Consider the following 21,708-nt stretch of genomic DNA (forward strand, 5'->3'; position numbering starts at 1 on the left):
TTTAATACTCTATGAATATGATGTTTGTTTATAAGTAAGTTATAGTATGTTTTGTAAATGTTATACTATTCAGTTTTCCGTATTACATTTTTTTATTTACTGTATCAAATATTAATTAGATCATTTATATTTATCGCTAAATGCACCAAAAATAAATATTTAATCCTCTAAATTTTTAGATTATATTATTTCTTAAAAGCTTTCCAACATCTCTGAGCCTGGATATTTCCTGCAAATTTTTAACTTCTTTGCTTTTTTTCTTCTTAACTTCTTTCCCTTTTAAATTGTAAAAAAGTTTTATTTAAAACCATGTTCCTTTAAAAGAATGTTCGATGGAAACTTTAAAAATTTATTTATTTTTAACAAGGTTTAAATTATGCTAAACCATATAATTAAATCAATGTGTTATTCAGATCTACTATTTATTTTTGTTAATTCACGTAATAAGTAATATTTAAGTATCTAAAAAATCTCCTTTGCTTTTATTATATAAAATAGATCTTCGAAACAAGAATATTAATGAGAGCGTTATTATAAATAACATAATTAGTTCTATAGATTCTGTACAAAATAGATTTTCTGATAAATTTGGTGATAAGTAACTAGAGTGGTTAAAGGAAATAAATCTCGTAAACTTATATGAGTTGTCTAGAAACAATATATCTTCGGCAGTATTATAGAATAAATGAGCTCCTATAACGAACATAAGCGATTTTGTCTTTATTACAATAGCCCCAAATATTATTCCTACTAGCATAGCATTAATGATTCGTATCCATGTATGAGATAGTAATGAATAGTTATGATAATGTACTAATCCAAATACTAGTCCTTGTAAAATTATCGCCAGTAAATTAGGAATTTCCTTAAATACCACCTGCATAAGATATCCTCTAAATAATCCTTCTTCTAATAATGATACCCCGAAAAATCCAAAGCTGCTTACTAAAGTAAAAATTATAGTTTTAGCTATACCTGATTTATCTATTTCCAATACCATCTTCCCACAAGTAACACCTATTAATCCTAAGAGTGACTTATAAAGCAATGCCACAATAATCCCCAAAAATAATAGTTTAATATCGTGTTTTTTTATGCTTATCCAATATAGTGGTGTATAATTTTTATCGAAATTAACCTGAATTCCTTTTACAAATAATACAAGAATTATAAACAAACCTATATTAATAAATGCATTTACTAACCCATCAATAATCATTATGTCATCTCCAATTCCTGTTGCAAAAATTATATTTTTTATAATGTTGTTAATGTAAATTATTTTGACATTATATATTAACTATAGCACATTATGTAAAATGGTTATATTCAATTTTCGATTAACATTTTTATTATTTACTACATCAACTTTAAATTTAGAGATTTCTAAATTTTTCTGCTGCTCTACTTAATGTCGACATTATTTATCACCTCATTTCATCTAGTGGGCGCAGCAGATCAAAATGCGTTTTTAGAATTAGATAATAAAAAAATATCACACTATTCATACATTGTCTTGAATAATGTGATATTAAAAACATATATCAACTTTTTAAAGTTTGCACTAATAAAAATTTAACTTTATTGATTTCATGTTACAATTCATAATCTTTCTAGCATATCATGACTTAATGTCCCAAATACCTGACAATAATTTTGAAATCCTTCTTGTCCGATGATATAAATATTCGGCATGTAGTCCATTCTTACTTTTGAATACAAAATACGCTCCAAGCCATTATCTATGACTGTATGATTGCTTAAAGCCACATCTACTTTTTTACGCATTGCTTCACTAATAAAATAATCCAATGATTTGAGATATTCTTTCACTTCATTCCTTGTCCATGGTGGTGTAGTACCACCCCATAATGCTGCCATATGAAGTCTGCCATCTTCTTCTACAGGAAATATATAGCTTAAACCTCCTGGAGTATGACCTGGAGTACTGTAAACATACATTGTCTTATCACCTAATGTTATTTTATCTCCATCCTTAACGTAAACATCAATTTTATAATTTTTCCACGTTTCTGGTCTATTAGGCTTCGTTGGATGTTCTTCCCAAAAAATATCATCTATTTTGGAAAGGTATGTTTGGACATGGTATTTATCAACAAAACATTTTCCACACCCTGTATGATCAACATGACCATGAGTCAAAACAAGTTTTTTTATTGTATTAGGATCCCATCCTACAGATTTAATTGCATTAACTATCGCTTCAAAGGCTTTTTTTGATGGCCAAATAGCATCTATCACTATCAGTCCCTCACTCGTCTTTAATACAAAACAATTTGTTTCTTTTTGTGCAACAATAAGCAAATCGTCAAAAATCTTAGCATGAATGAAAAACGACATATCCTCCATTGCTTTGATTGTTTCTTTCGTAATAACTGGTTTCTTCAATTTATTCATCTAAATATACACTCCTCTGTACAATATCAATTTTATATCTGTACAGAGGATACTCTATTCTTAGGATGAATACGTAAAAATATCTTCATAGTTTCACCTTCTCTTAATATTTCTAAAAATTAAAAATCCAATTTTAATATTGAAAGTTACTCTGTTTTCATTTATATTTTATTTTACTATAATTGGTTTAATAATTACAAATACATTTATTTTTATATAGAATAACATTCAAAGTTGATTATATTAAATTACTAATCCAATATCACAAAAAGAGCTAGTGAGACAAGCCCCTTAGCTCTTAAAAATCTAATACATTGTTCATCATATAATCTATAACAACTTAAAAATAAGTGTAAATTTTTTATTACCCATTAACATATTATTTACTAATTGGAAAGCAAACCTCAGTAACAAATTCTTCTGGACTCTTAACGCTTTGAGGTCCATTCAAATAAATATCAAAAGGCGCCCCTGCATATTCATAGCCATTATCCTCGATCCATTTTACAACTTTAGCATAAGCTTCTCCAAGCCTTGAATAAGGCCCAACAAAAGTTGTGGATGCAACTAGACCTCCTGCAAGTTCCTTTATATTTTCATTTTTCTCTGCATTTACCCTGCTATTTACTGGAACACAAACTTCACAATCTGCATTTTCCACATCAAATTCCTGCTTATCATGATAAATTGTCATTACTGGTCCTGATGGCTTAAGATTCATCCTAAAAATATCCTCAAATACCTTTCCTATAACACTACTTATATTACTCATGCTTGTGATTGTTCTCCTGCTGATAACAACTAATGACTTTCTTTCCTTCAATTCCACTTTTAAATCCTTCTTAACTTCCATAATATTACCTCCTAACTCAATCTTCCTAATTTTTTGTTCTATAGAATCTTTGAGTTTCAAGCTGTTTTGGACTTCCTTATTAATCTCAACAATTTTGTTCTGTAAGAACTCTTTAAGTAAGTCCACATCTTCCTCATCCATAATGGCTTTAATTTCTTCTAGTTTTAAGCCATATTCTTTTAATTCAGATATAGAAAGAAGTTTTAAAACCTGTTCATATGCATAATATCTGTACTGAGTATCACTGTCCACATACATAGGTTTTAAAAGATTAATCTCATCATAATAACGAAGTGTCTTAGTTGAAACTCTCCCAATTTTAGAAAACTGCCCAATAGTGTACACAATTAATTCTCCTTCCTGTTGACAATCATAGTATAAACCTTCCAGTTAAGGTTAAAGTCAAGAGGTAATTTTATTATTTATATTTTAATTTTATCTTATAAAAAATATTTCTTGATTTATTCATCATATAATTTTCACCTTATATCATTTAACTTCATTTAACTTCATTAAAACTCAATAATTATAATCTTACCATTAAGTCTAAGCTTATGCATATATTTCCAATTCAATCTACTCTAATTAAGTATATAAGACAATATTCTCTTTAACAACACGTATACTCCGCTCATATCTTTCATTTAACAAATAAAATAAAAAAATTCTCTATTTGTTAAGCAAATGTGCAAGTTAATATATTAAATTATATGTAACAGGTTAATTAAACCAGTTTAAAAAAGTTGTGAGACTTTTATACCATAATTCCAATAATAGTTTTAACAATTTCAAATGAAGAAACTGCTATAATAAATGCTTTTACTAATGCAAAATAAAATTTAAAGCATATTATTTTAAGGTGTCAGATATGATTTAAATTGATTTTTGTTAAAGAACATATCATTTATTAATAATCAGGCATAATAGATGAAAAGATTGTAGAAATATTTATATAAACAATTTACTACATTTTAAAAAATAAAAGAGAGAGCATCGTACAAATTAAATTTTAATAAGTACGATGCTCCTTTTATGAAATCACTTTTCTTAAAATAAAACTTCCTTCTTCCAAATCTTTTGGATTCTCTATTCTTACTACATGAAAACTGCATTTATTAATTTAATACTTCCATTTCAAATCCGTATTCATGAAATGGAAGGTTTGCATCGATTATTTCTTCATAGATTCCATCAACCTGCGTAAATCCGTTTTTTAGGTATAAATTTATGGCTGGTTTATTTATATTAACAACAAAAAGCCTTAAATATTTAGCTCTCATCTGCTTAGTTAGTGTAATAGCATGCTTAAGCATTATACTGCCAATTCCTTGTCTTGAATAATCAACATTAACTCCAAAGCGTTCAATATATAATGCCTTGTCATTGGGATTTTCCCATTTTACACAACTTTCTCCAGCATTTGATTCACATAATGCAAAGGAGCCAACTATATTATCATCATTCTCAACCAATAAATAAAGGCGATTATTTTTAATATCCTTGCTGAAATACTGGCACGGATATATTTCGTCCCAAATTAGTATGTTGTTTCTGTCCATATCATCAATTATGTTTCCATACACAGCTTTGAGTTTTGGTAAATCATTTAAATTAGCCAATCTTAAATTCATATCAATTCACCTCCAAATGACTATTTATAATGTTCAAAATTAAATGTTTACAAAACCAGTATTCAAAGGTACATTTTCCATTCTGCTACCTCACAATAAAATAAAATTCAAATTTCAACTCCTGTTTTCCAGATTACTAAACTGAAATTTATATATTTTGACCATCTTTAAGCTTGACATAATATAAATTTAAACTAATCGAAAAACTTTCCCTTATAAATATTCTCATTTTCAAGTTTCTTCGCCGTCATTCTAAATATAACGCAGCCATCTGGACACACAACATCTTTGCTATACTTACTATCTCCACCAATATTCTCTAAATCTCCACCACTTCTGACAGCCTCCATGATTGGAAACATAATCATCATTACTTTTGAACAGATGCCTTGTCCATCATTGTTTACAGGACAACCATAGGTGCAAGTATACTTATCTCCAACTTCCTCGCCGTTTCGGCAATACCTCTCTGTATGGTCACTTCGAAGAAATCCTGTCACCTCAATTTCCCATTCATACTCTTCATCATACCATTTTTTCATAATTACCCTCCATATGTTAATTCTACTCGTCTTTATATCACTTCGCTTACAATTTTTGTAATAGTTTTTTTCATAACATTTAAATATTGTGAGAGTCATTGCATATTAATCTGTAAATCTCAACAAATAACCATCTGGATCTTGTATAAGAAACTCTTTCTGAATGTGCTCTTCTCCATCACAAAGATATGTTGTTTCTTTTAATTCTCTATAAATTTCGATTTTGTTGCTTTTAACGACCTCGTATAATTGTTCAACATCACTACAAGATATAGAGAAATTTATTCCTCTTCCTAGTGGATACTCTAAAGTATCTACATTCCATCCATCTGAATGAATTTCCTCAAACATGAACTGACTTCCGCTATAAGATAAAAATATAAATTTTTCGTTGATTCTTTCATATTCCAATTTAAACCCTAAAAAAGATATATAAAATTGTTTTGTATACTCAATATTAGTTGCTGATAGTTCTGGTATTAATGCATTAAATTTCATAATTATTCTCCTAAAGACATTATATTAATAATCTTTTTATTGACTTTTACCATTATGTTTATTTGTTTGAAAGTACTAATTATTCCTAAAGCCAATACTTACTTATAGAACAATTATAACATATTTTGTAAATACCACATTGTTAAAATGCCAGCACATTACTTCTCTTAATAGGCAATATTATTATAAACTTAAAGTTAATCATTTATAGGTTAGTGCTGTAATTACTCTTAAATTATATAAACACCTATACATGTTCTCAAATAAATTAAAACCATGAAATATCATTATAAGATACCTCATGGTTTTATAAGATTTAAAAATAGTGTGGTTACACTATCATATCTAGTACCGTCTTTTCATTAATACCATCTTCAGTTGAAATTGAATATGATATTCCATCCTTTTTCCATGTTGCTAAGTTATACTCTTCATTTTTGTTTCCTTCAAGAGTTACGTCTATTTCATTTACTTTTACTATATTCTTAACTTGGTAAGTATTATAATCTCCACTTATGTTATCAGTGCTTTTACCAGCTCTGAAAATCATATTGTTATTACCATTGTTATATTCTACTTGTATTATTTCATTTGATATAACACTAACATTTTCTGCTTTAAATCCATTAGGTAATATTTTTAATGGGTTCACTTTTAAATTTAATGATTTTTCAGCTTCATCTAGTGTCGTATATTCTTGACTATAATTTACGGCTTTATCTGTTACAACCGATGTACTAGAGACACTATCATCTGTATTATCGCCAGATATTTTATTTTCCTTTACATCTTCTGGAGATGTTTTTTGATCTGTGCTTGTTAGATTTTTACTTTCTTTATTATTAATATCATCTTTATGATTTGTTTTTGAAGAAGTATTTGAATTTTCTATAGCTTTATTATCATTATTACCTGATGTCTGCCTCTTCTTTTCCTCTGAGCCTGAGTTAGATTGTAAGTTTTCTTTTCCTTCCTGTCCAGCTTTTGAGGCATTATTGATATTTTTGTTCACATGACTACTGCCATTATTATAGTTATTCACATTCTTGTTATTATTTGTATTGTTTTGACCTACAGCTATATCTTCTTTATGATCATTGTCAGATGCTTCTTTACTATCTTTATTATAAACTAATTCACTATCATCACTAGATTTTAAATCATTATTCTTATCCTCTGGATTTTCTTCCACTTCATTTTGTTCTAAATCATTAGACGGATGTTTGAAAAGCATAGGATAACTTTTAGCTACACTTAGACATATAAGTATTGCACCACAGGCTGCCGCCATTTGCATATTTCTTTTAGCATTATACTTCTTTACTTTTGACATAGTAGTTTTTACTTTTATTTCTTTTTCTTCATTGTTATCCTTCTTATTTTCAGCCAAAACATTTTGGAGTATTCTTTTTTTCATATCATCATTCATCACTATTTTATTTAGTTCTTCTTTATATTTTTTACTCAAAATCATACTCCTCCTTTAGCTCTTTTTTCAGCATATTTCTTCCTCTGCTAAGTAATGATCTTACTGTCGCTTCTTTCCTATTTACAATATTTGATATTTCAACCGTAGTATAGCCTTCATAATAATATAAATGAACAATCTCCCTATATTTCAGTGGGAGTTTCATAACCTGATTTAAAACATTGTTATCTTTGTATTCATCGTAATAAGGCATGTCAATTAACTCCACATGCTTTTTAAACCATACTGATTTCAATTTATTTTTGCAGATATTTCTGGTAACACAAATAAACCAATGCTTTTTATGATCTTCGCTTTCAAATATCTCTATATTTTTAAGCAATTGTACAAAAACATCTTGAACAGCATCTTCTGCATCGTATATATTTTTCATATATGAATATGCAAGTCTCAGCAGCATATCTCCATAATGATCTAAATCTTGTGAAATAATTTCATCCGTACGCAATGAAACATCTTTCATTAAAAAACTCATCCTTCCATCCAGTAGCACAACAATGTATTAATAAAACTTACTCAAATAAACACTTTAAAAATCAGATTTATAATTTTCAATAAATACCATATCAAAATTTATAGTATTGCTTAAATCTATATTGCAAACTGCTTATCTATACTCCCAAAATAAACTCTTACTTATTATTCATGTCTCTACTTATGTTACTTATTGTTTAAATCTCTTTTTAATACAAGTTCAAATTAACTTACTTTATTTAATTGTAATTGTAGTAATATGTAATGAAAATTATTTGCTAGAATATATATATCTATATATTTTTAACAAAACCTGTTATGTACCTCTACATAGAAACCAGATACATATTTGCTATGGTGTTACTTAAAATTAATCTTATAAATATCCTTAGATAGAGGTTGTCCTAGATATTGCCTCTCTAAAACTTATTTATGAAATATGCATAAATAGATACAACCTTCTTCTTAGAACATTCCAGTAAAAATTTCATCAATCCATATGAACAAATATGTATTGAATTTCTATCATTTGAGGCACAAATTAGGTTTTTGTGTTGATTTTCTGTATAACTAAAAAGTACTTTTTATAATATTAATAATATCCTCTTGTTCCATACCATCATTTAGTGAGATAGAATATGACATATTATTTACGCTCCAAACAGCAACCTTAATAAGATTGTCATCTCCTTTTAATTTTACATTGATTCCATTTATATTTACAGTATTATTAATTTTATAGTCATTATAATCACCACTTATATCATAAGTTCCTTGTCCCATTCTAAATATAATGTCATTTTGTTTGTTTACATAGCATATTTGAAATAAATCTCTTGATATAGTATTTATATATTTTATATTGTATTTACCTAATAATTCTTTTGGCACTGTAATCTTAAATTTTAATGCTTTTTGAGCTTGGTCTATAGTATCAAACCTTTCAATAGGACTTATTATATCATCTGCATCTTCAGGTTTATTTACTACAGTGGCAGCTGGTTTACCATCCCATTTTCCATTTTCATCTACTTTATATCCATCTGGAGTTACTGTACCTGAAGCCATTTCTCCATTATTTAATAAATAGTACCAATTGCCATTAGTTTGAACCCATCCTCTTTGCATTATGCCATTATTATTCATGAAATACCACTTATTATTTATTAATTTCCATCCTACTGATAACTCTCCATTAGCTGAATAAATCCATTGTCCATCTTTATCTCTTACAAAAAAGCTTCCTACTGTTTTTTGATCACTGAATAGAAAATTATAAAAATTAATTGGAACATACACCATATTATCCTCTATTATAGGCTCTGCACCTAATTCATGCATCATAGTTAATCCTATTGCTTTGCTGCTTGAATAATAATAACTATCTTGTCCCACATAAACATTTGTCTTAATTGTACCATTATCTAAGCTTATAACTTTATTATCCTTATCTGGCTCAACTTTAAAACCAAGACTCTCTGCTGTAAATTTCAGAGGAACCATAATTTTGCCTTTATATATTGAAACTCCGCTTCTTCCAATTTCAATATTTTTTCCGCATATTGCTACCTTGTTTATATCAACATCCTTAGGTGCATAGTTTGATATTGGAACAGTATCATCAATGATATTCGCTGGATTAGATTTGTGCCTTGATATATCATCTGCTGCAAATGCTTGAGCTGATATCCCCACAATTGTTACTGCAGTTAATAAAACTATCATTAATTTTTTCATAATCTTATCTTCTCCTTCTAAGCTTGCACAATCTAATATTATATTTATTTTTATGTGCTTGCATCTTAAATTTTCATTTTAGGCACTTGAAAGAAAATAACAAGTCCAAAATTGCCATGGGTATATCATTCGCCAAGAAAGCGGATATCACTCATAGTGGACCGGACATATTAGTGTTATCTGCCTAAAAAGCATGATTGAATATAAACTGGCAGATGGACTAATTATTTTTTTAATTGCCTTTATATTAGTAATACAATCCAACTTAGAGAAGTGTTGCAAAAAAATTAAAATTTTTATAAAAATTTTTAGGTTGTTGTTGAATCAAAGATTTTTTATGTATATTTTTTAATAGTCATATGATAGAGCTTTTTTATATTACTATTATTAAGTAAATAAAAAAGCCATATATGAAGTTCATTACTTATTGCTTATCATTTTAATGAACTTCTTATATATAAATAATGATATGTTTTAAGACTTTCTACATTTATTATTTTCACATCAAATTTATGTTGTTCACATAATTAAATTATTCAACATTTTCAAACTTATTATTTAATAATTCAATATCTTCTCCCTGGATCTGTCTTCTTTCGATATTATCCCTTCCCCAAGAACACATTGAATCAATAATCTTATTTACGGTTTTGCCGTATTCAGTAATATAATATTCAACTTTGGGCGGCATTTGATTATATACAGTTCTTCCTATAATTTCATCGGCTTCTAGTTCACGTAATTGTTGAATAAGAACCTTTTGTGTTATTGATGGAATGCAACGTTGCAATTCACTTGTTCTTCTCTTTCCATGCATAAGAAAGCAAATAATCAACGCTTTCCATTTTCCTCCTATGATTTCTAATGTAGCTTCTATTCCTAGATTGTATTTTTTCATATTTCCCTCGCCTGCTATCTATAGTGTACTTTTCTTGATAACATACTAACATTCTTCTATACTTACTTTCAAGTAACTTTGTTACTTTATTGTGTGTATTTACATATATAACCAGGCATCATAAAATATTATTATAAAAATACTAATGTGAAAAGGAGAAAACATATGAAAACACTTGTTATTTTAGCTCATCCTGATATAGAGAGTTCAAAAGTAAATAAAGTATGGAAGAGAGAATTAATTAAATATCCTGATGAAATTACCATTCATGAGTTGTATAAAGAATATCCTGATTGGAATATAGATGTCCTTAGAGAACAAAATTTAATTGAAACATATGAAAAAATAGTATTTGAATTTCCTTTATATTGGTATAGCTATCCACCTCTATTAAAAAAATGGCTAGATGATGTTTTTACTTATGGCTGGGCATATGGATCTAAAGGTGACAAACTTAAAGGAAAAAAATTTGGCATAGCCATGTCTATTGGTGATAAAAAGGCTAATTACTCTAAAGAAGGCCCTATAACATTTACTGTTGATGAAATTATTGCACCATTTAAAGCAACTGCAATCCATGTTGGAGCGATTTCATTACCTTATTTTTCGATTTTCGGTTCATCCTTTAATGCTAGTAATGAAGAAATTGAACAAAGTGCAAAAGATTATGTAAATTATATTTTAAATGAGAACAACAATTAGCTGCTAGAACTTTTTGAAGAAAGTAATATAGTCTGTGTCTACTTTATTTCATCAATTAAATACTGAAATGAAGTGGATACAGACTATTTACATGGAAAATTTATTTATTGAATTCGCTTTTTTATCTTTTATTTGTAGTATTTTACTTTGTCTTCATCATTAAATAAATTTATTTTATGATAAATAACCTCCTTCATAGCTTCTATACATGGAGGATAAATTGCATTTGGTTCACGAGCGCCTAAATCCTCTGTTAATATTTCACGGCATTTCTTATAAAATGCATCTTTTATATCACTAGAAATATTTATTTTAGATATTCCTAATTTTACAGACTCAGCAATTTCATCATCTGAATTAGCTGATCCTCCGTGTAATACTAATGGAATTTGTACAGTTTCTCTTATAATTTTTAATAAATCCAACTTTAATTTTGGTTTCATATTTTTAGGATAAATTCCATGAGATGTACCAATAGCAATTGCTAAAGTGTCTACCCCAGTTCTTTCAACAAACTCTTTTGCTTTTTCTGGATCTGTATAAATTATTTCATCAGCTCCATATTCTCCGCCATTACCAGTTGTACCTATAGTTCCAAGTTCTGCTTCAACCGAAACATTAATTGGATGAGCTGCTTCTACTACCTTTTTTGTAATTTCAATATTTTCTTCAAAGGACATATGTGAAGCATCAATCATTACTGATGTAAACCCACATTTTATTGCCCTTAAAATCTGCTCAAAAGTTCCACCATGATCTAAATGAATAACTACTGGTACATTTGATTTAAAAGCTTCTTCCTTTACACTTTCTATAAAGCTGTCCTCTACAAATGATAATTCATCTGGATGTATTGCAATAATTACTGGAGCTTGTTTTTCTTTGCAAGCTTCCATTACACCTCTTAAAATCATATTGCTGCTTGTATTAAAAGCTGGTACAGCAAATTTATTTTCTTGAGCTACAGATAACAACTCTTTCATATTTATTAACATAATATCATTCTCCTTTTTATTTCAATTTGTATTCTAAAATTATTACATTGAGCATTTTTACTACTGGTTTTTATTATTCGATCCTGATAATCTAATGTAGCTTCTCACCAATTCGATACTTTCTCGTTCAACTTTATGCATTAGAGCATAGTAGTTAATGTTTGGATCTTTTTGCAGTATTGCGTTTATAGCTTCAACATTTGCATTCATAAAGTCACAGCCAACATTAATTTTATTAATACCATATTTAACAGCCTTTAAAATATTATCTCTTCCCGAGCCAGAGCCTCCGTGAAGAACTAGCGGCATTTTTGTTAATTTTTTAATAGTTTTCAATCTTTCAAAATCAAATTCTGGTATCATTCCATCTGGATAATTTCCATGTGACGTACCAATTGATATTGCCAATGCATCGATTCCAGTTTCCTCAGCAAACTTTAATGCTTCTTCTGGATTCGTATACATGTCATCATTCGTAAATGCACGTCCTTCTGTAGCACCCAAGCACCCGATTTCACCTTCAACACTAACACCCTTTGGATGAGCATAATTTACAACTTCTCTTGTCATGTCGATATTTCCCTGCAATCCAAAGCGTGATGCGTCTACCATTACTGATGAAAAACCATCATCTATTGCTTTTTTTAAAAATATAACTTCCTGTCCATGATCAAAGTTTAAGGCTATATTTATAGATGTTCTACTAGCTAGTGTTTTTACAATAGGTGTTATTAGTTCACTATCACAATGATCAATTAAATGTTCTTGATATAAATTGATTATAATAGGTGCATTTTCTAGCTCTGCAGCCTTAATTACGCTTCTTGCTGTCTCCAAATTAAAGCAATTAATAGCCATAACTGCATAATTTTCTTCATTTGCTTTTTTCAGCATTTCTCTCATAGAAACATACATAGCACTTCTCCTTATCTATACGAATATTTATTTTATTTCTATACCTGATAAATCCACTTGTTCCTCTTCTTCCTCCTCTTCATATATTTTTTCTTTAGCGTCTTTTTTAAGAGCTACAAGTAAAATTGCTGTAATAACTGATCCAACACCTAATGCTACTAAGAAACCAATTGGATTTTGCATTGCAGGTACAATAAACATTCCTCCTGATGGAACTGGAGATCCAACATTTAATAGCATGATTAACGCACCGCCAACAGCTGCACCAAAAGAACAAGAGAAAATTACACGAAGTGGATCAACTGCTGCAATAGGAATAACACCTTCAGTAATCATACATATACCCATTGGAAATGCTATTTTTATATTATCTGACTCGCCCTTGGTATATCTGGATCTTCTTATTAACCATGATAATGTAACTCCAAAAGGTGGAATCATAGAAGCACAAATCTTAATAGCTTCTGGACCATAAACTCCTTGTAATAGAAGTCCATCTGCAAAAAGAGATGCAACTTTATTAACAGGACCACCAAAATCAAATGCTGCCATAGCACCCATAATAGCACCAAACACTGCTTTTGATCCCCCTTGCATGTTATTAAGCATATTTGTAAGTGCAGCTGAAGCTGCTGCTATAGGCCTGCCAATTACAAAAAACATAACTAATCCTATGACTACAGAAGATATTAATGGAATGATCATCATTGGCAATAACCCTTGCGCCCACTTAGGTACAACTATGACTTTCTTTAGATAATTTACAAAATAACCTGCAAGATAACCTCCAAGCATTCCACCTAAGAAACCAGCACCCATAGCATTAGCTACCATACCCATTAATAAACCAGGTGCAATACCAGGGCGGTCTGCAATAGAGTATGCAATGGCAGCACCCATAACTGAAGGTAACAATCCCATACCAAATACACCTAGTGAAACTGCAGCCTGCCAAACATTATAAGAACTTTTATAATCAGAAATTAATGATGGATTTCCCCCTGCTAAATTACCAATGGCGATTAATAGACCTGATGCTACAACTAGTGGAAGCATGTATGATATACCTGTCATAGCATGTTTTTTTAATTGTAAACTTTTTAACATAATAAGTTCTCTCCCCTTTTCACAAAATTTTTACTTTGACCCTAAATCTTGTTGAATCTTATTAATAAGTGCTTTTGGAGCTTTAATTACAATATCTGTTGAAACATCAATAACTTTCTTTCCTTTAAATCTCTCCCTCCCTCCTACTTTAATGTCTGCTGCGATAATCACTACATCTGCTTCTTCGATTTCTTTAAGACTAAGTTCATCTTCTGTCCCAATTGTTCCTTGTGTTTCAATATGGATTTCATGGTTCAATGATTTTGCAGCACGTACTAATTTTTCTTTTGCTATATAAGTGTGTGCAATTCCAGATGTACAAGCTGCTATTCCTACAATTTTCATATACAGTTGTCCCCCTTTAATTTTTTATTTATATAAATTTTAATTTTAAGCATTATGATTAGATTTCTTCTGTTCTTGTAAATATTTCATATACTTCTTCTGGTGTTGTTGCTTTTAATAAATCTTCACAAGCTTCATCATCTCCAAGTTTTGCTGCTACTTTGGAAAGTAACCTAACATGAACACTATTTTTATCAGATTCAGTTACAGCAAATAGTATAACGAAATTCACAGGCTTTCCGTCTAAAGTCTCCCATTTAATATCCGAATTGGTTTTACCAAAAGCTATGGATGTTTTATTTACAAATTTAGATTTTCCATGTGGAATTGCAATTCCATTGCCTATACCTGTTGAACCTAAAGTTTCTCTGTAATATACATCTTCTAAAAATTCTTCCTTATTTGAAAGTGCATCTGTATCATATAATAATTCCGTAAGTTCTCTTAATACTTCATCCTTTGTAGTCGCTTTCATATTTAGTTTTATTGTTTCCTTTTGTATTACTTTTGCTAAATCTGCTTCCATTTCTGTACCACCTTCGCTATTTAATTTAAAGTATTGCTTTATATCTTTTTCTTTCTTACATTTCATTAAATAATTAGCATAACTTTCTTTAACACTAAAATTTACTGCTTCTCTTAAAATGTGAGTCATTAGCTCAATATCGTCCATAGCAACATAAAATACTAATTGCTTCTCATTATTTTCTATGTCATTTATAGAAAGTCCAAGTATACATTCTTCCTTGCAAAACCCTAATTGTATTTTTAAATTTCTATTAATATCTATTTCACTAAAATTAATGTTCACCTTGATATTTTTTTTTATTTCTTTCTCTATGTCACTTTCGTTTTTATTAAAATATATTAAATTCTCCCATAGATACTCTCCAATAAATTTAGTTTCGACCGGCATCTTAGAAAATCTCTCTTTATTATTTAGTAAAAACTCAGATATATTTTTAATATCATGCTCATTTAAGAATGTTGATACTAATAAGAAAGAATTACTTTCTAAATCTAATGGAACTGTTGAGATTATAAAATCAATATCATCAAGCTTTCTATTCATGAGCCTATTTGCAGAAGTGCTTTCTATAATTTCAAATTCTGGGAAATATCTTTTAAGTCTTGTACTTAAGAGCTTGGATGTTCCATATCCACTATGACAAACAACTAGAACTCGTTTCCTTTCAGAATAACATTCCTCCAAGCCTAACTGATAATACAAAGTTAAGTATCCAATTTCATCTATAGGAATAACCTCTAGTTTCATATCATGAGATACCATAAGTGCAGCGGCTTTGCACACATTTAAAAGAATAGGATAATGGTCTTTTATATCACTCATAAGTAAATTTGATATTTGAATATCGTGCTCCATACGATTTAGCATAGGACGTATATGAAGTAATAATTTTTCCATTATACTTTGATTTTTTGCAATGTTTACTTGTAAGATCTCTTCCATGCATTGTGTCATCTTATTTCTATAGGTTATTGCTAAACAATCTAATTTGTTTAGCACTTTATCTTCATTTTCAATTACATCTTTAATTAATCCAAAAGATACGAAATATTGATATAAGTAATAAACTTCACTCTCATCTAATTTCATCCCAAAATCTCTATTAATTTTGTTAATGCATAAGAGAGCTTCTTTATAATCCTTTTCTGATTTAAATTCTCCGATGACATCCTTTTTGTATACTGTCCTCCCCTTTGAACCCCTTTCCATTGAAATTAAAATATGAGTAAGTAAGTTAATATAATATGGATCGTCTATTCTACAGTTGTATTTATTTTCCAAGTAAAGTAAAAGTTTATTAACATATATCACCTTGTCTTTTTCAAACAACTCTGACAATCCATTTAATGTAATTACATCTAAACGTGCTACTAATTCTTCAATAGTTTTTTTATTTCTTCCATCTTTTGAATATTCAAATAGCAAGGATGCAATAGCTCTACGGATATCAACTTCAAAGCCTTTTATTTGTGTTCCCTCTACTGTTTTTTCTAATTTTAAGTTAAAAGAATGAAGCCATTCCTCTATATATTTAAAATCATTAATTATGCTTGTCTTACTCACATAATAATTATCAGAAAGCTTCTGAATCGAAGTACTATTATGAGAATTAATGAGCATGTCTCTAATGATCTCAATTCTTCTATCATTAATGGAAATCTTCTTATTTTTATTTCTTTGTGATTCAAGAGTATTGCGTAAAATTAGTTTTGCATTCATAACATCTTTTATCGCTATTCCAATGCTATGTTTTTTATCTAATTCAACATTAAATTTGTTCAAATATTCTTCAATTGCAACTAAATCTTTCTTTAAAGTTTTATCAGACACATTCAAGAATTCTGCATAATATTTAATTGGCCTATATTGATTCTCATCCAATAACAAATTTATAAATTCAACCTGCCTAGTATTTAGGTTATACATTCTTTTCCCCCTTTACTTTTCTTTTTTGTGTCTTCCTTGTGTATACGATAACATATATTCTCATGCAGTAAAACTACAAATATGTTCCCTTTAAAATGGAATTTATGTATCATTCATCCTTAACATGAGATATCAAAAGTATTACACTAGAGCTTTGTATAATAACATTGGATTAAAACAGAATTTTATTGTAAGTTTTGCATCAAATCAAAACTTTGTGAAGTTACAAAATAAAAATGCGCATGTCTTTTAATTTATTCAAATCATTTATAATATATTTACAAACGTGATCTTATTAAAATACTTTTCTAAATGTTAAATTAAGTGGTATATTATAATGGAATTTAATTAATAAACATAAGAGGTAATCTACATGAAAACAATAGTACCCCATTATTATAAAGATTTTAAATGCATCGCTTCAAAATGTACTGATACTTGTTGTGCTGGGTGGGAAATTATAATTGATGATGAAACATATGAGAATTATAACAAGGTAAATGGTGAATTTGGTGAAAGATTAAGATCAAATTTAACACTATATGAAGATGGCGAGCCTGGTTTTATATTACAAAATAATAACTGCCCATTTTTAAATAAAAATAACCTGTGTGATATCTATACTGAACTTGGAGAAAAAAGCTTATGTTATACATGTAAAACATACCCAAGGTCAATAGAGGAATATAGTAATTTACGTGAAATGGGGGTATCTTTGTCCTGTCCTGAGGTTGCAAGATTAATTCTTCAAGATCCTAATCCAATTACTTTTGAAGTTTCAGACGATTATGAAATAAAAAATTCATATGATGATATAAATTTTGATATTTCCGTGCAGCTAATATCGGCTAGGAAAACGATCTTAGATATTCTACAAGATCGATCTATAGATTTAAATCATAGAATTGCATTAGTAATTAATTTTGCTCATGATATTCAAGAAGAAATAAATAAAAATGAGCTATCCAAAATTAAAAATATAATAAATAGCTATTCTAGCAAATCTTATAAGAAAGAACTCCTTAATAAATTTGATGAGTATAAAATAAAGCAATCTGATAAGTATGAAAATATGCTTAAATGTATGAATGTGTATAAAAACCTCAATCCTATTAATGATAACTGGCCACAAATACTAGATCATGCTATTGACTGTTTTTATAAAATAGACGACGTTACTTTTTATAAAGAACAATATGATGCTTTTAATGAATATTATGAAACAAAAATCTATGAATATGAACATTTAATGGTATATTTTATATTCCAATATTTTATGAAAGCTACTTTTGATGAAGAATTATACTCTAAAGTTACACTAGCTGTTATGAGTTATCTCATTATTAAAGAGTTAAATGTAGTACGTTGGATTGATAATAATTATAACTTTGATATAAATGATCAAATAGACATAATACATATGTATTCTAAGGAAGTAGAAAATTCAGAAAAAACACTTTATGACCTTGGGGAAATGTTTAATACGAGCAGAATATTTGATTTAGAACAATTACTTATTTTAATAATGAATTAGAAATAATGTAGAGTATACATAATACTTATCTTTCACAGTAACGTCTAGTATTGGTGCTATACTCTCATTTTTGACTATTATTGATTATTTGCCAAAATTTTAAAACCTTGTACAGTATTCTCAGTTGAAGAATGATCTATACAGAGTCTTTTGATTAAATACACTATGCATTTCGTATATTTTTAGTTTTGAATCCTGTTTTCAAAAGCAATATACGAAATTTATATGTAGGTACATTAAGCATTTGACTATTTACAATTAAAGGTATATAATTAAACAAATAAAAATTAACTATTTGTATATAAATATAAGGAGATGTATTTCTAGTGAATAAAGATGATGACCCTAGACATTGGAAACTTGGAATTTTCTACTATAATCCAACTAATCCATCTGAATCTGTTGATAAGAGAAACGGTATAGGAAGCACTATTAATTTTGGCAGTAAAATTGGTAGACGTATAATGGCATCCATTTTATCTATTCCAGTTATAATAATATTATTAATATTTGTTGCTTTTAGATTTTTTTAATAATACAAAATTTCAAAGTTTGAATCAGAATATAATTGTATAATAACACGTTTAAGAAGTAATAAATATTGGTTTTAGGCGATAAAATATAAATGTTTAAAATATAAAGGATTAAAAATGTTAAGCGAAGTTAATTAAACCTGCCTTAGTATTTTTAATCCTTTATTCATTAGCTATAATGCTCCATATAAATTTTATTATACTACCTAAAAGCCCTTATTTTTAAGATCTGATACAATTTCAACATATTTTTCTATTACATCAAAGTCTTTATAGTCATCTCTTCTTAGATCTATAATATCCCCATGAGAGATTCCACGCCTTCGTTTATTTCTCAATACACCTTTAAATTCTCCCCATTTAGCAGATTCAATAGATACCAGACCATCATTTTCACCTTCTGTTAACTTTACTAAAATGTACGGTATTGCAACAACATAATCACTAAATATATTTCTTACTACAGATGTGTAACTTTGATAATACACCCCTTCTACGTCTTTTACCTCTTCATTGAATTTCTTACTATGGTAAGTTGAAAACTGTCTGCTTGCAGTATAAAAGTCAGGATTCTTATCACCTAGAAATCTATAACGCTTATCAAAAAATCTTGCAATAGATTTATAGATTCTATCAGGAATTTTGCAAGCAATATCAACAAACTTACATCCTCTGTGTGGAGATGATATCATAGTTAATGATGCAACGTAATCTCCCATTTTTAATTTGCTAATCATATAACGTGAATCTAGTCCACCTTTTGAGTGCGCAATAATATTTACCTTTTCACATCCTGTTTCTTTCAATATATCTAATATTTTATTTTTAATATCTTTTGCATTATACTCAACTGTTCCCCAAGCTTCTTGATTTCCATAATAAACTGTGGCTCCATTACGAATTAACTCTTTAGGTATCCTCCCCCAGTAATTAATATATTTTAAGTCTCTAAAGCCTACACCATGAACTAATACAAGAGGATATTTTGTTTTACATACTTCTGAATCAACACGTGCCTCATGATTAATTACTTTATAACACTCATGATCATACTCTATTGCTGCAATGTGACAAGCATATAACATTACAAAAATATTTACGATTGGAATAAGACTCCAAAAGCCTACTATAAGTCTTTTTACAATATTCAATCTCCTTGAAGTACATAAAATTCTTAGCATTCCATTAATAATTAAAATAATAATGTTTAACACAACAATAATACTATCAATTACTACTATGTGTTCTGGAATTGCTAATCTTTGCATTATTGTATTTCCTATTAAATATATAATAATTTGAACAAATGCTGTATATAATCCATATAAAACGAGACTTCTTCCGCCTAACATTATCCTTAATCTGAAGTTTACTATTTGCTTTTTATTATTTGGAATTATGTTTACTTTTATAAAAATATATAGAATAAAAATAATTATCTCTATTAAAATAATCCATCTGTATATAGAATTATCTTGTCCAAATTTGGTATTGTAGATAAAAAAGTCTCCTAACACAACAATATGTGGAGCAAAGATAAAATATATATACATTAAAATATTATGTAGCAAATTTAATCTTTTAGTGATATCCAAGAATATGGCACTAAGCGTTATTAGTGTTAATGCAAAAATCACTATAATTTCGGTCATATTTTCTCCTTTCTTTCATCATAACTCTTATTAAACACTTAAATTTTACCATATTATGTGATAAAACCCTATAGTTCTCAGAAAATATATATATGCAACTAAATTTACTATCTTACATCTCATCTTTTGATTAAGTAAAACTTAAAAAGAAGCAAATTGTAGACAAATTTTGTGTCACTAAGATTTACTTATATATTTAGCCTTTCAAATGTTATGAGGAAATTTGTGATTTGATTCAAGTTATGCATAACGCTCTATAATCTATTACTTATATATCTAATAACCTAATATTTTATCTTTCAAATGATTATAAAAGCATTTTGTATTCATATTATTTTAATTAGGAGAATCAGTTTAATATTTATGATAATCTTGAAATAGGTTTTAATTATATTGATGTTTAAGATGAAATATTTAAAGCTAAAATTCTCTGAATTTAAGAAAATCTTAGCTTAGCTCAATTTATTCTTACTACTTCGCAACGCCTAAAATTAGACTTAATAAGAATTATTTTCTCTATTAACGTAAAATAAAGTAATCATTTTATCTTGAATGTTCATACTATTTATGGAACAGGTATGTATGTTGCTTTATCTCTTGGAGCTGAAAACCACGGTTCAACTATATTTATCCACTTTTTAAAGTGTTCGGTTTCCATATGTTTATTCACATCGTCTTCCGATTTATAGCCTTCGTAAAGTAAAAACCTAGCTGAATCATCTTTGGATTGAAAAAGATCAAAGCATACAATTCCGTTTTCTTTCAATGAATTATTTTGATTTTCTTTAGTTGCTTTAATAAACTTTTCTATGTTCTCTTGTTTCACATAAATTGTTACACTTTTTACTATCATAATTAAATCCCCTTTATATACAAAATTAAATTTTAATAAATTAATTATAGCATATTAGGTAATCATTTAATTATTAC

General features: G+C 28.3%; 20 protein-coding genes. 3 read left to right on the forward strand and 17 right to left on the reverse strand.

Features of this window, described 5'->3' with window-relative positions:
- Nucleotides 1–454 precede the first annotated feature (454 nt).
- From T483_RS0105660 to T483_RS0105705, 10 genes are all read right to left on the reverse strand, one after another.
- Nucleotides 455–1,219, reverse strand: coding sequence for a CPBP family intramembrane glutamic endopeptidase (locus T483_RS0105660; RefSeq protein WP_026885971.1), 765 nt, complete (start codon nucleotides 1,217–1,219; stop codon nucleotides 455–457).
- Nucleotides 1,220–1,602: 383 nt separating this feature from the next.
- Nucleotides 1,603–2,418 (reverse strand): MBL fold metallo-hydrolase, encoded by an 816-nt coding sequence (locus tag T483_RS0105665; RefSeq protein ID WP_026885972.1) that lies wholly within the window; start codon nucleotides 2,416–2,418, stop codon nucleotides 1,603–1,605.
- 379 nt (nucleotides 2,419–2,797) lie between these two features.
- Complete coding sequence (locus T483_RS0105670) at nucleotides 2,798–3,616, reverse strand: MerR family transcriptional regulator (RefSeq protein WP_026885973.1); 819 nt, start codon at nucleotides 3,614–3,616, stop codon at nucleotides 2,798–2,800.
- Between the two features lie 770 nt (nucleotides 3,617–4,386).
- Nucleotides 4,387–4,902 (reverse strand): GNAT family N-acetyltransferase, encoded by a 516-nt coding sequence (locus T483_RS0105675; protein ID WP_026885974.1) that lies wholly within the window; start codon nucleotides 4,900–4,902, stop codon nucleotides 4,387–4,389.
- 194 nt (nucleotides 4,903–5,096) lie between these two features.
- Nucleotides 5,097–5,444 carry a TIGR04076 family protein gene (locus T483_RS0105680; RefSeq protein ID WP_026885975.1) on the reverse strand — a complete coding sequence of 116 codons (348 nt, stop codon included), beginning with the start codon at nucleotides 5,442–5,444 and terminating at the stop codon, nucleotides 5,097–5,099.
- Between the two features lie 105 nt (nucleotides 5,445–5,549).
- Nucleotides 5,550–5,942: a bleomycin resistance protein gene (locus T483_RS0105685; RefSeq protein WP_026885976.1), complete on the reverse strand. Its 393-nt coding sequence runs from the start codon at nucleotides 5,940–5,942 to the stop codon at nucleotides 5,550–5,552.
- Nucleotides 5,943–6,273: 331 nt separating this feature from the next.
- The gene (locus tag T483_RS0105690; RefSeq protein ID WP_026885977.1) at nucleotides 6,274–7,416 is read right to left on the reverse strand and encodes a hypothetical protein; all 1,143 of its coding nucleotides are present in this window, start codon (nucleotides 7,414–7,416) and stop codon (nucleotides 6,274–6,276) included.
- Nucleotides 7,403–7,894 (reverse strand): RNA polymerase sigma factor, encoded by a 492-nt coding sequence (locus tag T483_RS0105695; protein WP_026885978.1) that lies wholly within the window; start codon nucleotides 7,892–7,894, stop codon nucleotides 7,403–7,405. Before T483_RS0105695 ends, T483_RS0105690 begins: the two co-directional genes overlap by 14 nt.
- A 581-nt stretch (nucleotides 7,895–8,475) precedes the next feature.
- Nucleotides 8,476–9,642 (reverse strand): stalk domain-containing protein, encoded by a 1,167-nt coding sequence (locus T483_RS0105700; RefSeq protein WP_026885979.1) that lies wholly within the window; start codon nucleotides 9,640–9,642, stop codon nucleotides 8,476–8,478.
- A 532-nt stretch (nucleotides 9,643–10,174) separates the two neighbouring features.
- Nucleotides 10,175–10,540, reverse strand: coding sequence for a winged helix-turn-helix transcriptional regulator (locus tag T483_RS0105705; RefSeq protein WP_026885980.1), 366 nt, complete (start codon nucleotides 10,538–10,540; stop codon nucleotides 10,175–10,177).
- Nucleotides 10,541–10,705: 165 nt separating this feature from the next.
- Between T483_RS0105705 and T483_RS0105710 the strand changes: the two genes are divergently transcribed.
- Nucleotides 10,706–11,242 (forward strand): NAD(P)H-dependent oxidoreductase, encoded by a 537-nt coding sequence (locus T483_RS0105710; protein WP_026885981.1) that lies wholly within the window; start codon nucleotides 10,706–10,708, stop codon nucleotides 11,240–11,242.
- Between the two features lie 128 nt (nucleotides 11,243–11,370).
- On the opposite strand, the gene T483_RS0105715 is transcribed toward T483_RS0105710, so the two are convergent.
- Genes T483_RS0105715 through T483_RS0105735 form a run of 5 tightly spaced genes read right to left on the reverse strand, consistent with a single transcriptional unit; the run spans nucleotide 11,371 to nucleotide 17,059 of the window.
- A complete protein-coding gene (locus T483_RS0105715) occupies nucleotides 11,371–12,237 on the reverse strand; it encodes a ketose-bisphosphate aldolase (protein WP_026885982.1) in 867 nt (288 codons plus the stop codon).
- A gap of 60 nt (nucleotides 12,238–12,297) precedes the next feature.
- Complete coding sequence (locus T483_RS0105720) at nucleotides 12,298–13,152, reverse strand: class II fructose-bisphosphate aldolase (RefSeq protein ID WP_026885983.1); 855 nt, start codon at nucleotides 13,150–13,152, stop codon at nucleotides 12,298–12,300.
- Nucleotides 13,153–13,179: 27 nt separating this feature from the next.
- Nucleotides 13,180–14,259 carry a PTS fructose transporter subunit IIC gene (locus T483_RS0105725; protein WP_026885984.1) on the reverse strand — a complete coding sequence of 360 codons (1,080 nt, stop codon included), beginning with the start codon at nucleotides 14,257–14,259 and terminating at the stop codon, nucleotides 13,180–13,182.
- A gap of 30 nt (nucleotides 14,260–14,289) precedes the next feature.
- Entirely contained in the window at nucleotides 14,290–14,604 is a 315-nt protein-coding gene (locus T483_RS0105730) for a PTS fructose transporter subunit IIB (protein ID WP_026885985.1), read from the reverse strand.
- 58 nt (nucleotides 14,605–14,662) lie between these two features.
- Nucleotides 14,663–17,059, reverse strand: coding sequence for a BglG family transcription antiterminator (locus T483_RS0105735; RefSeq protein WP_026885986.1), 2,397 nt, complete (start codon nucleotides 17,057–17,059; stop codon nucleotides 14,663–14,665).
- A gap of 373 nt (nucleotides 17,060–17,432) precedes the next feature.
- Between T483_RS0105735 and fliB the strand changes: the two genes are divergently transcribed.
- Together fliB and T483_RS0105745 are read left to right on the forward strand one after the other, a co-directional pair.
- Nucleotides 17,433–18,593 (forward strand): flagellin lysine-N-methylase, encoded by a 1,161-nt coding sequence (gene fliB, locus T483_RS0105740; RefSeq protein ID WP_026885987.1) that lies wholly within the window; start codon nucleotides 17,433–17,435, stop codon nucleotides 18,591–18,593.
- A 326-nt stretch (nucleotides 18,594–18,919) separates the two neighbouring features.
- Nucleotides 18,920–19,126 carry a DUF5808 domain-containing protein gene (locus T483_RS0105745; protein WP_026885988.1) on the forward strand — a complete coding sequence of 69 codons (207 nt, stop codon included), beginning with the start codon at nucleotides 18,920–18,922 and terminating at the stop codon, nucleotides 19,124–19,126.
- Nucleotides 19,127–19,332: 206 nt separating this feature from the next.
- Here the strand turns inward: T483_RS0105745 and T483_RS0105750 are convergent, their stop codons facing one another.
- Both T483_RS0105750 and T483_RS0105755 read right to left on the reverse strand, forming a co-directional pair.
- Nucleotides 19,333–20,778 (reverse strand): lipase family alpha/beta hydrolase, encoded by a 1,446-nt coding sequence (locus T483_RS0105750; RefSeq protein ID WP_026885989.1) that lies wholly within the window; start codon nucleotides 20,776–20,778, stop codon nucleotides 19,333–19,335.
- A 565-nt stretch (nucleotides 20,779–21,343) separates the two neighbouring features.
- Nucleotides 21,344–21,631, reverse strand: a complete 288-nt coding sequence (locus T483_RS0105755; RefSeq protein WP_026885990.1) for a putative quinol monooxygenase — start codon at nucleotides 21,629–21,631, stop codon at nucleotides 21,344–21,346.
- Nucleotides 21,632–21,708 lie beyond the last annotated feature (77 nt).

Source organism: Clostridium beijerinckii HUN142, from assembly GCF_000621745.1.
GTDB lineage: Bacteria > Bacillota > Clostridia > Clostridiales > Clostridiaceae > Clostridium > Clostridium beijerinckii_A.

Coding starts and splice junctions, on each gene's coding strand:
- T483_RS0105660 (WP_026885971.1), bottom strand. CDS start 1,219: ATGATTATTGATGGGTTAGTAAATGCATTTATTAATATAGGTTTGTTT.
- T483_RS0105665 (WP_026885972.1), bottom strand. CDS start 2,418: ATGAATAAATTGAAGAAACCAGTTATTACGAAAGAAACAATCAAAGCA.
- T483_RS0105675 (WP_026885974.1), bottom strand. CDS start 4,902: ATGAATTTAAGATTGGCTAATTTAAATGATTTACCAAAACTCAAAGCT.
- T483_RS0105680 (WP_026885975.1), bottom strand. CDS start 5,444: ATGAAAAAATGGTATGATGAAGAGTATGAATGGGAAATTGAGGTGACA.
- T483_RS0105685 (WP_026885976.1), bottom strand. CDS start 5,942: ATGAAATTTAATGCATTAATACCAGAACTATCAGCAACTAATATTGAG.
- T483_RS0105690 (WP_026885977.1), bottom strand. CDS start 7,416: ATGATTTTGAGTAAAAAATATAAAGAAGAACTAAATAAAATAGTGATG.
- T483_RS0105695 (WP_026885978.1), bottom strand. CDS start 7,894: ATGAAAGATGTTTCATTGCGTACGGATGAAATTATTTCACAAGATTTA.
- T483_RS0105700 (WP_026885979.1), bottom strand. CDS start 9,642: ATGAAAAAATTAATGATAGTTTTATTAACTGCAGTAACAATTGTGGGG.
- T483_RS0105705 (WP_026885980.1), bottom strand. CDS start 10,540: ATGAAAAAATACAATCTAGGAATAGAAGCTACATTAGAAATCATAGGA.
- T483_RS0105710 (WP_026885981.1), top strand. CDS start 10,706: ATGAAAACACTTGTTATTTTAGCTCATCCTGATATAGAGAGTTCAAAA.
- T483_RS0105715 (WP_026885982.1), bottom strand. CDS start 12,237: ATGTTAATAAATATGAAAGAGTTGTTATCTGTAGCTCAAGAAAATAAA.
- T483_RS0105720 (WP_026885983.1), bottom strand. CDS start 13,152: ATGTATGTTTCTATGAGAGAAATGCTGAAAAAAGCAAATGAAGAAAAT.
- T483_RS0105725 (WP_026885984.1), bottom strand. CDS start 14,259: ATGTTAAAAAGTTTACAATTAAAAAAACATGCTATGACAGGTATATCA.
- T483_RS0105730 (WP_026885985.1), bottom strand. CDS start 14,604: ATGAAAATTGTAGGAATAGCAGCTTGTACATCTGGAATTGCACACACT.
- T483_RS0105735 (WP_026885986.1), bottom strand. CDS start 17,059: ATGTATAACCTAAATACTAGGCAGGTTGAATTTATAAATTTGTTATTG.
- fliB (WP_026885987.1), top strand. CDS start 17,433: ATGAAAACAATAGTACCCCATTATTATAAAGATTTTAAATGCATCGCT.
- T483_RS0105750 (WP_026885989.1), bottom strand. CDS start 20,778: ATGACCGAAATTATAGTGATTTTTGCATTAACACTAATAACGCTTAGT.
- T483_RS0105755 (WP_026885990.1), bottom strand. CDS start 21,631: ATGATAGTAAAAAGTGTAACAATTTATGTGAAACAAGAGAACATAGAA.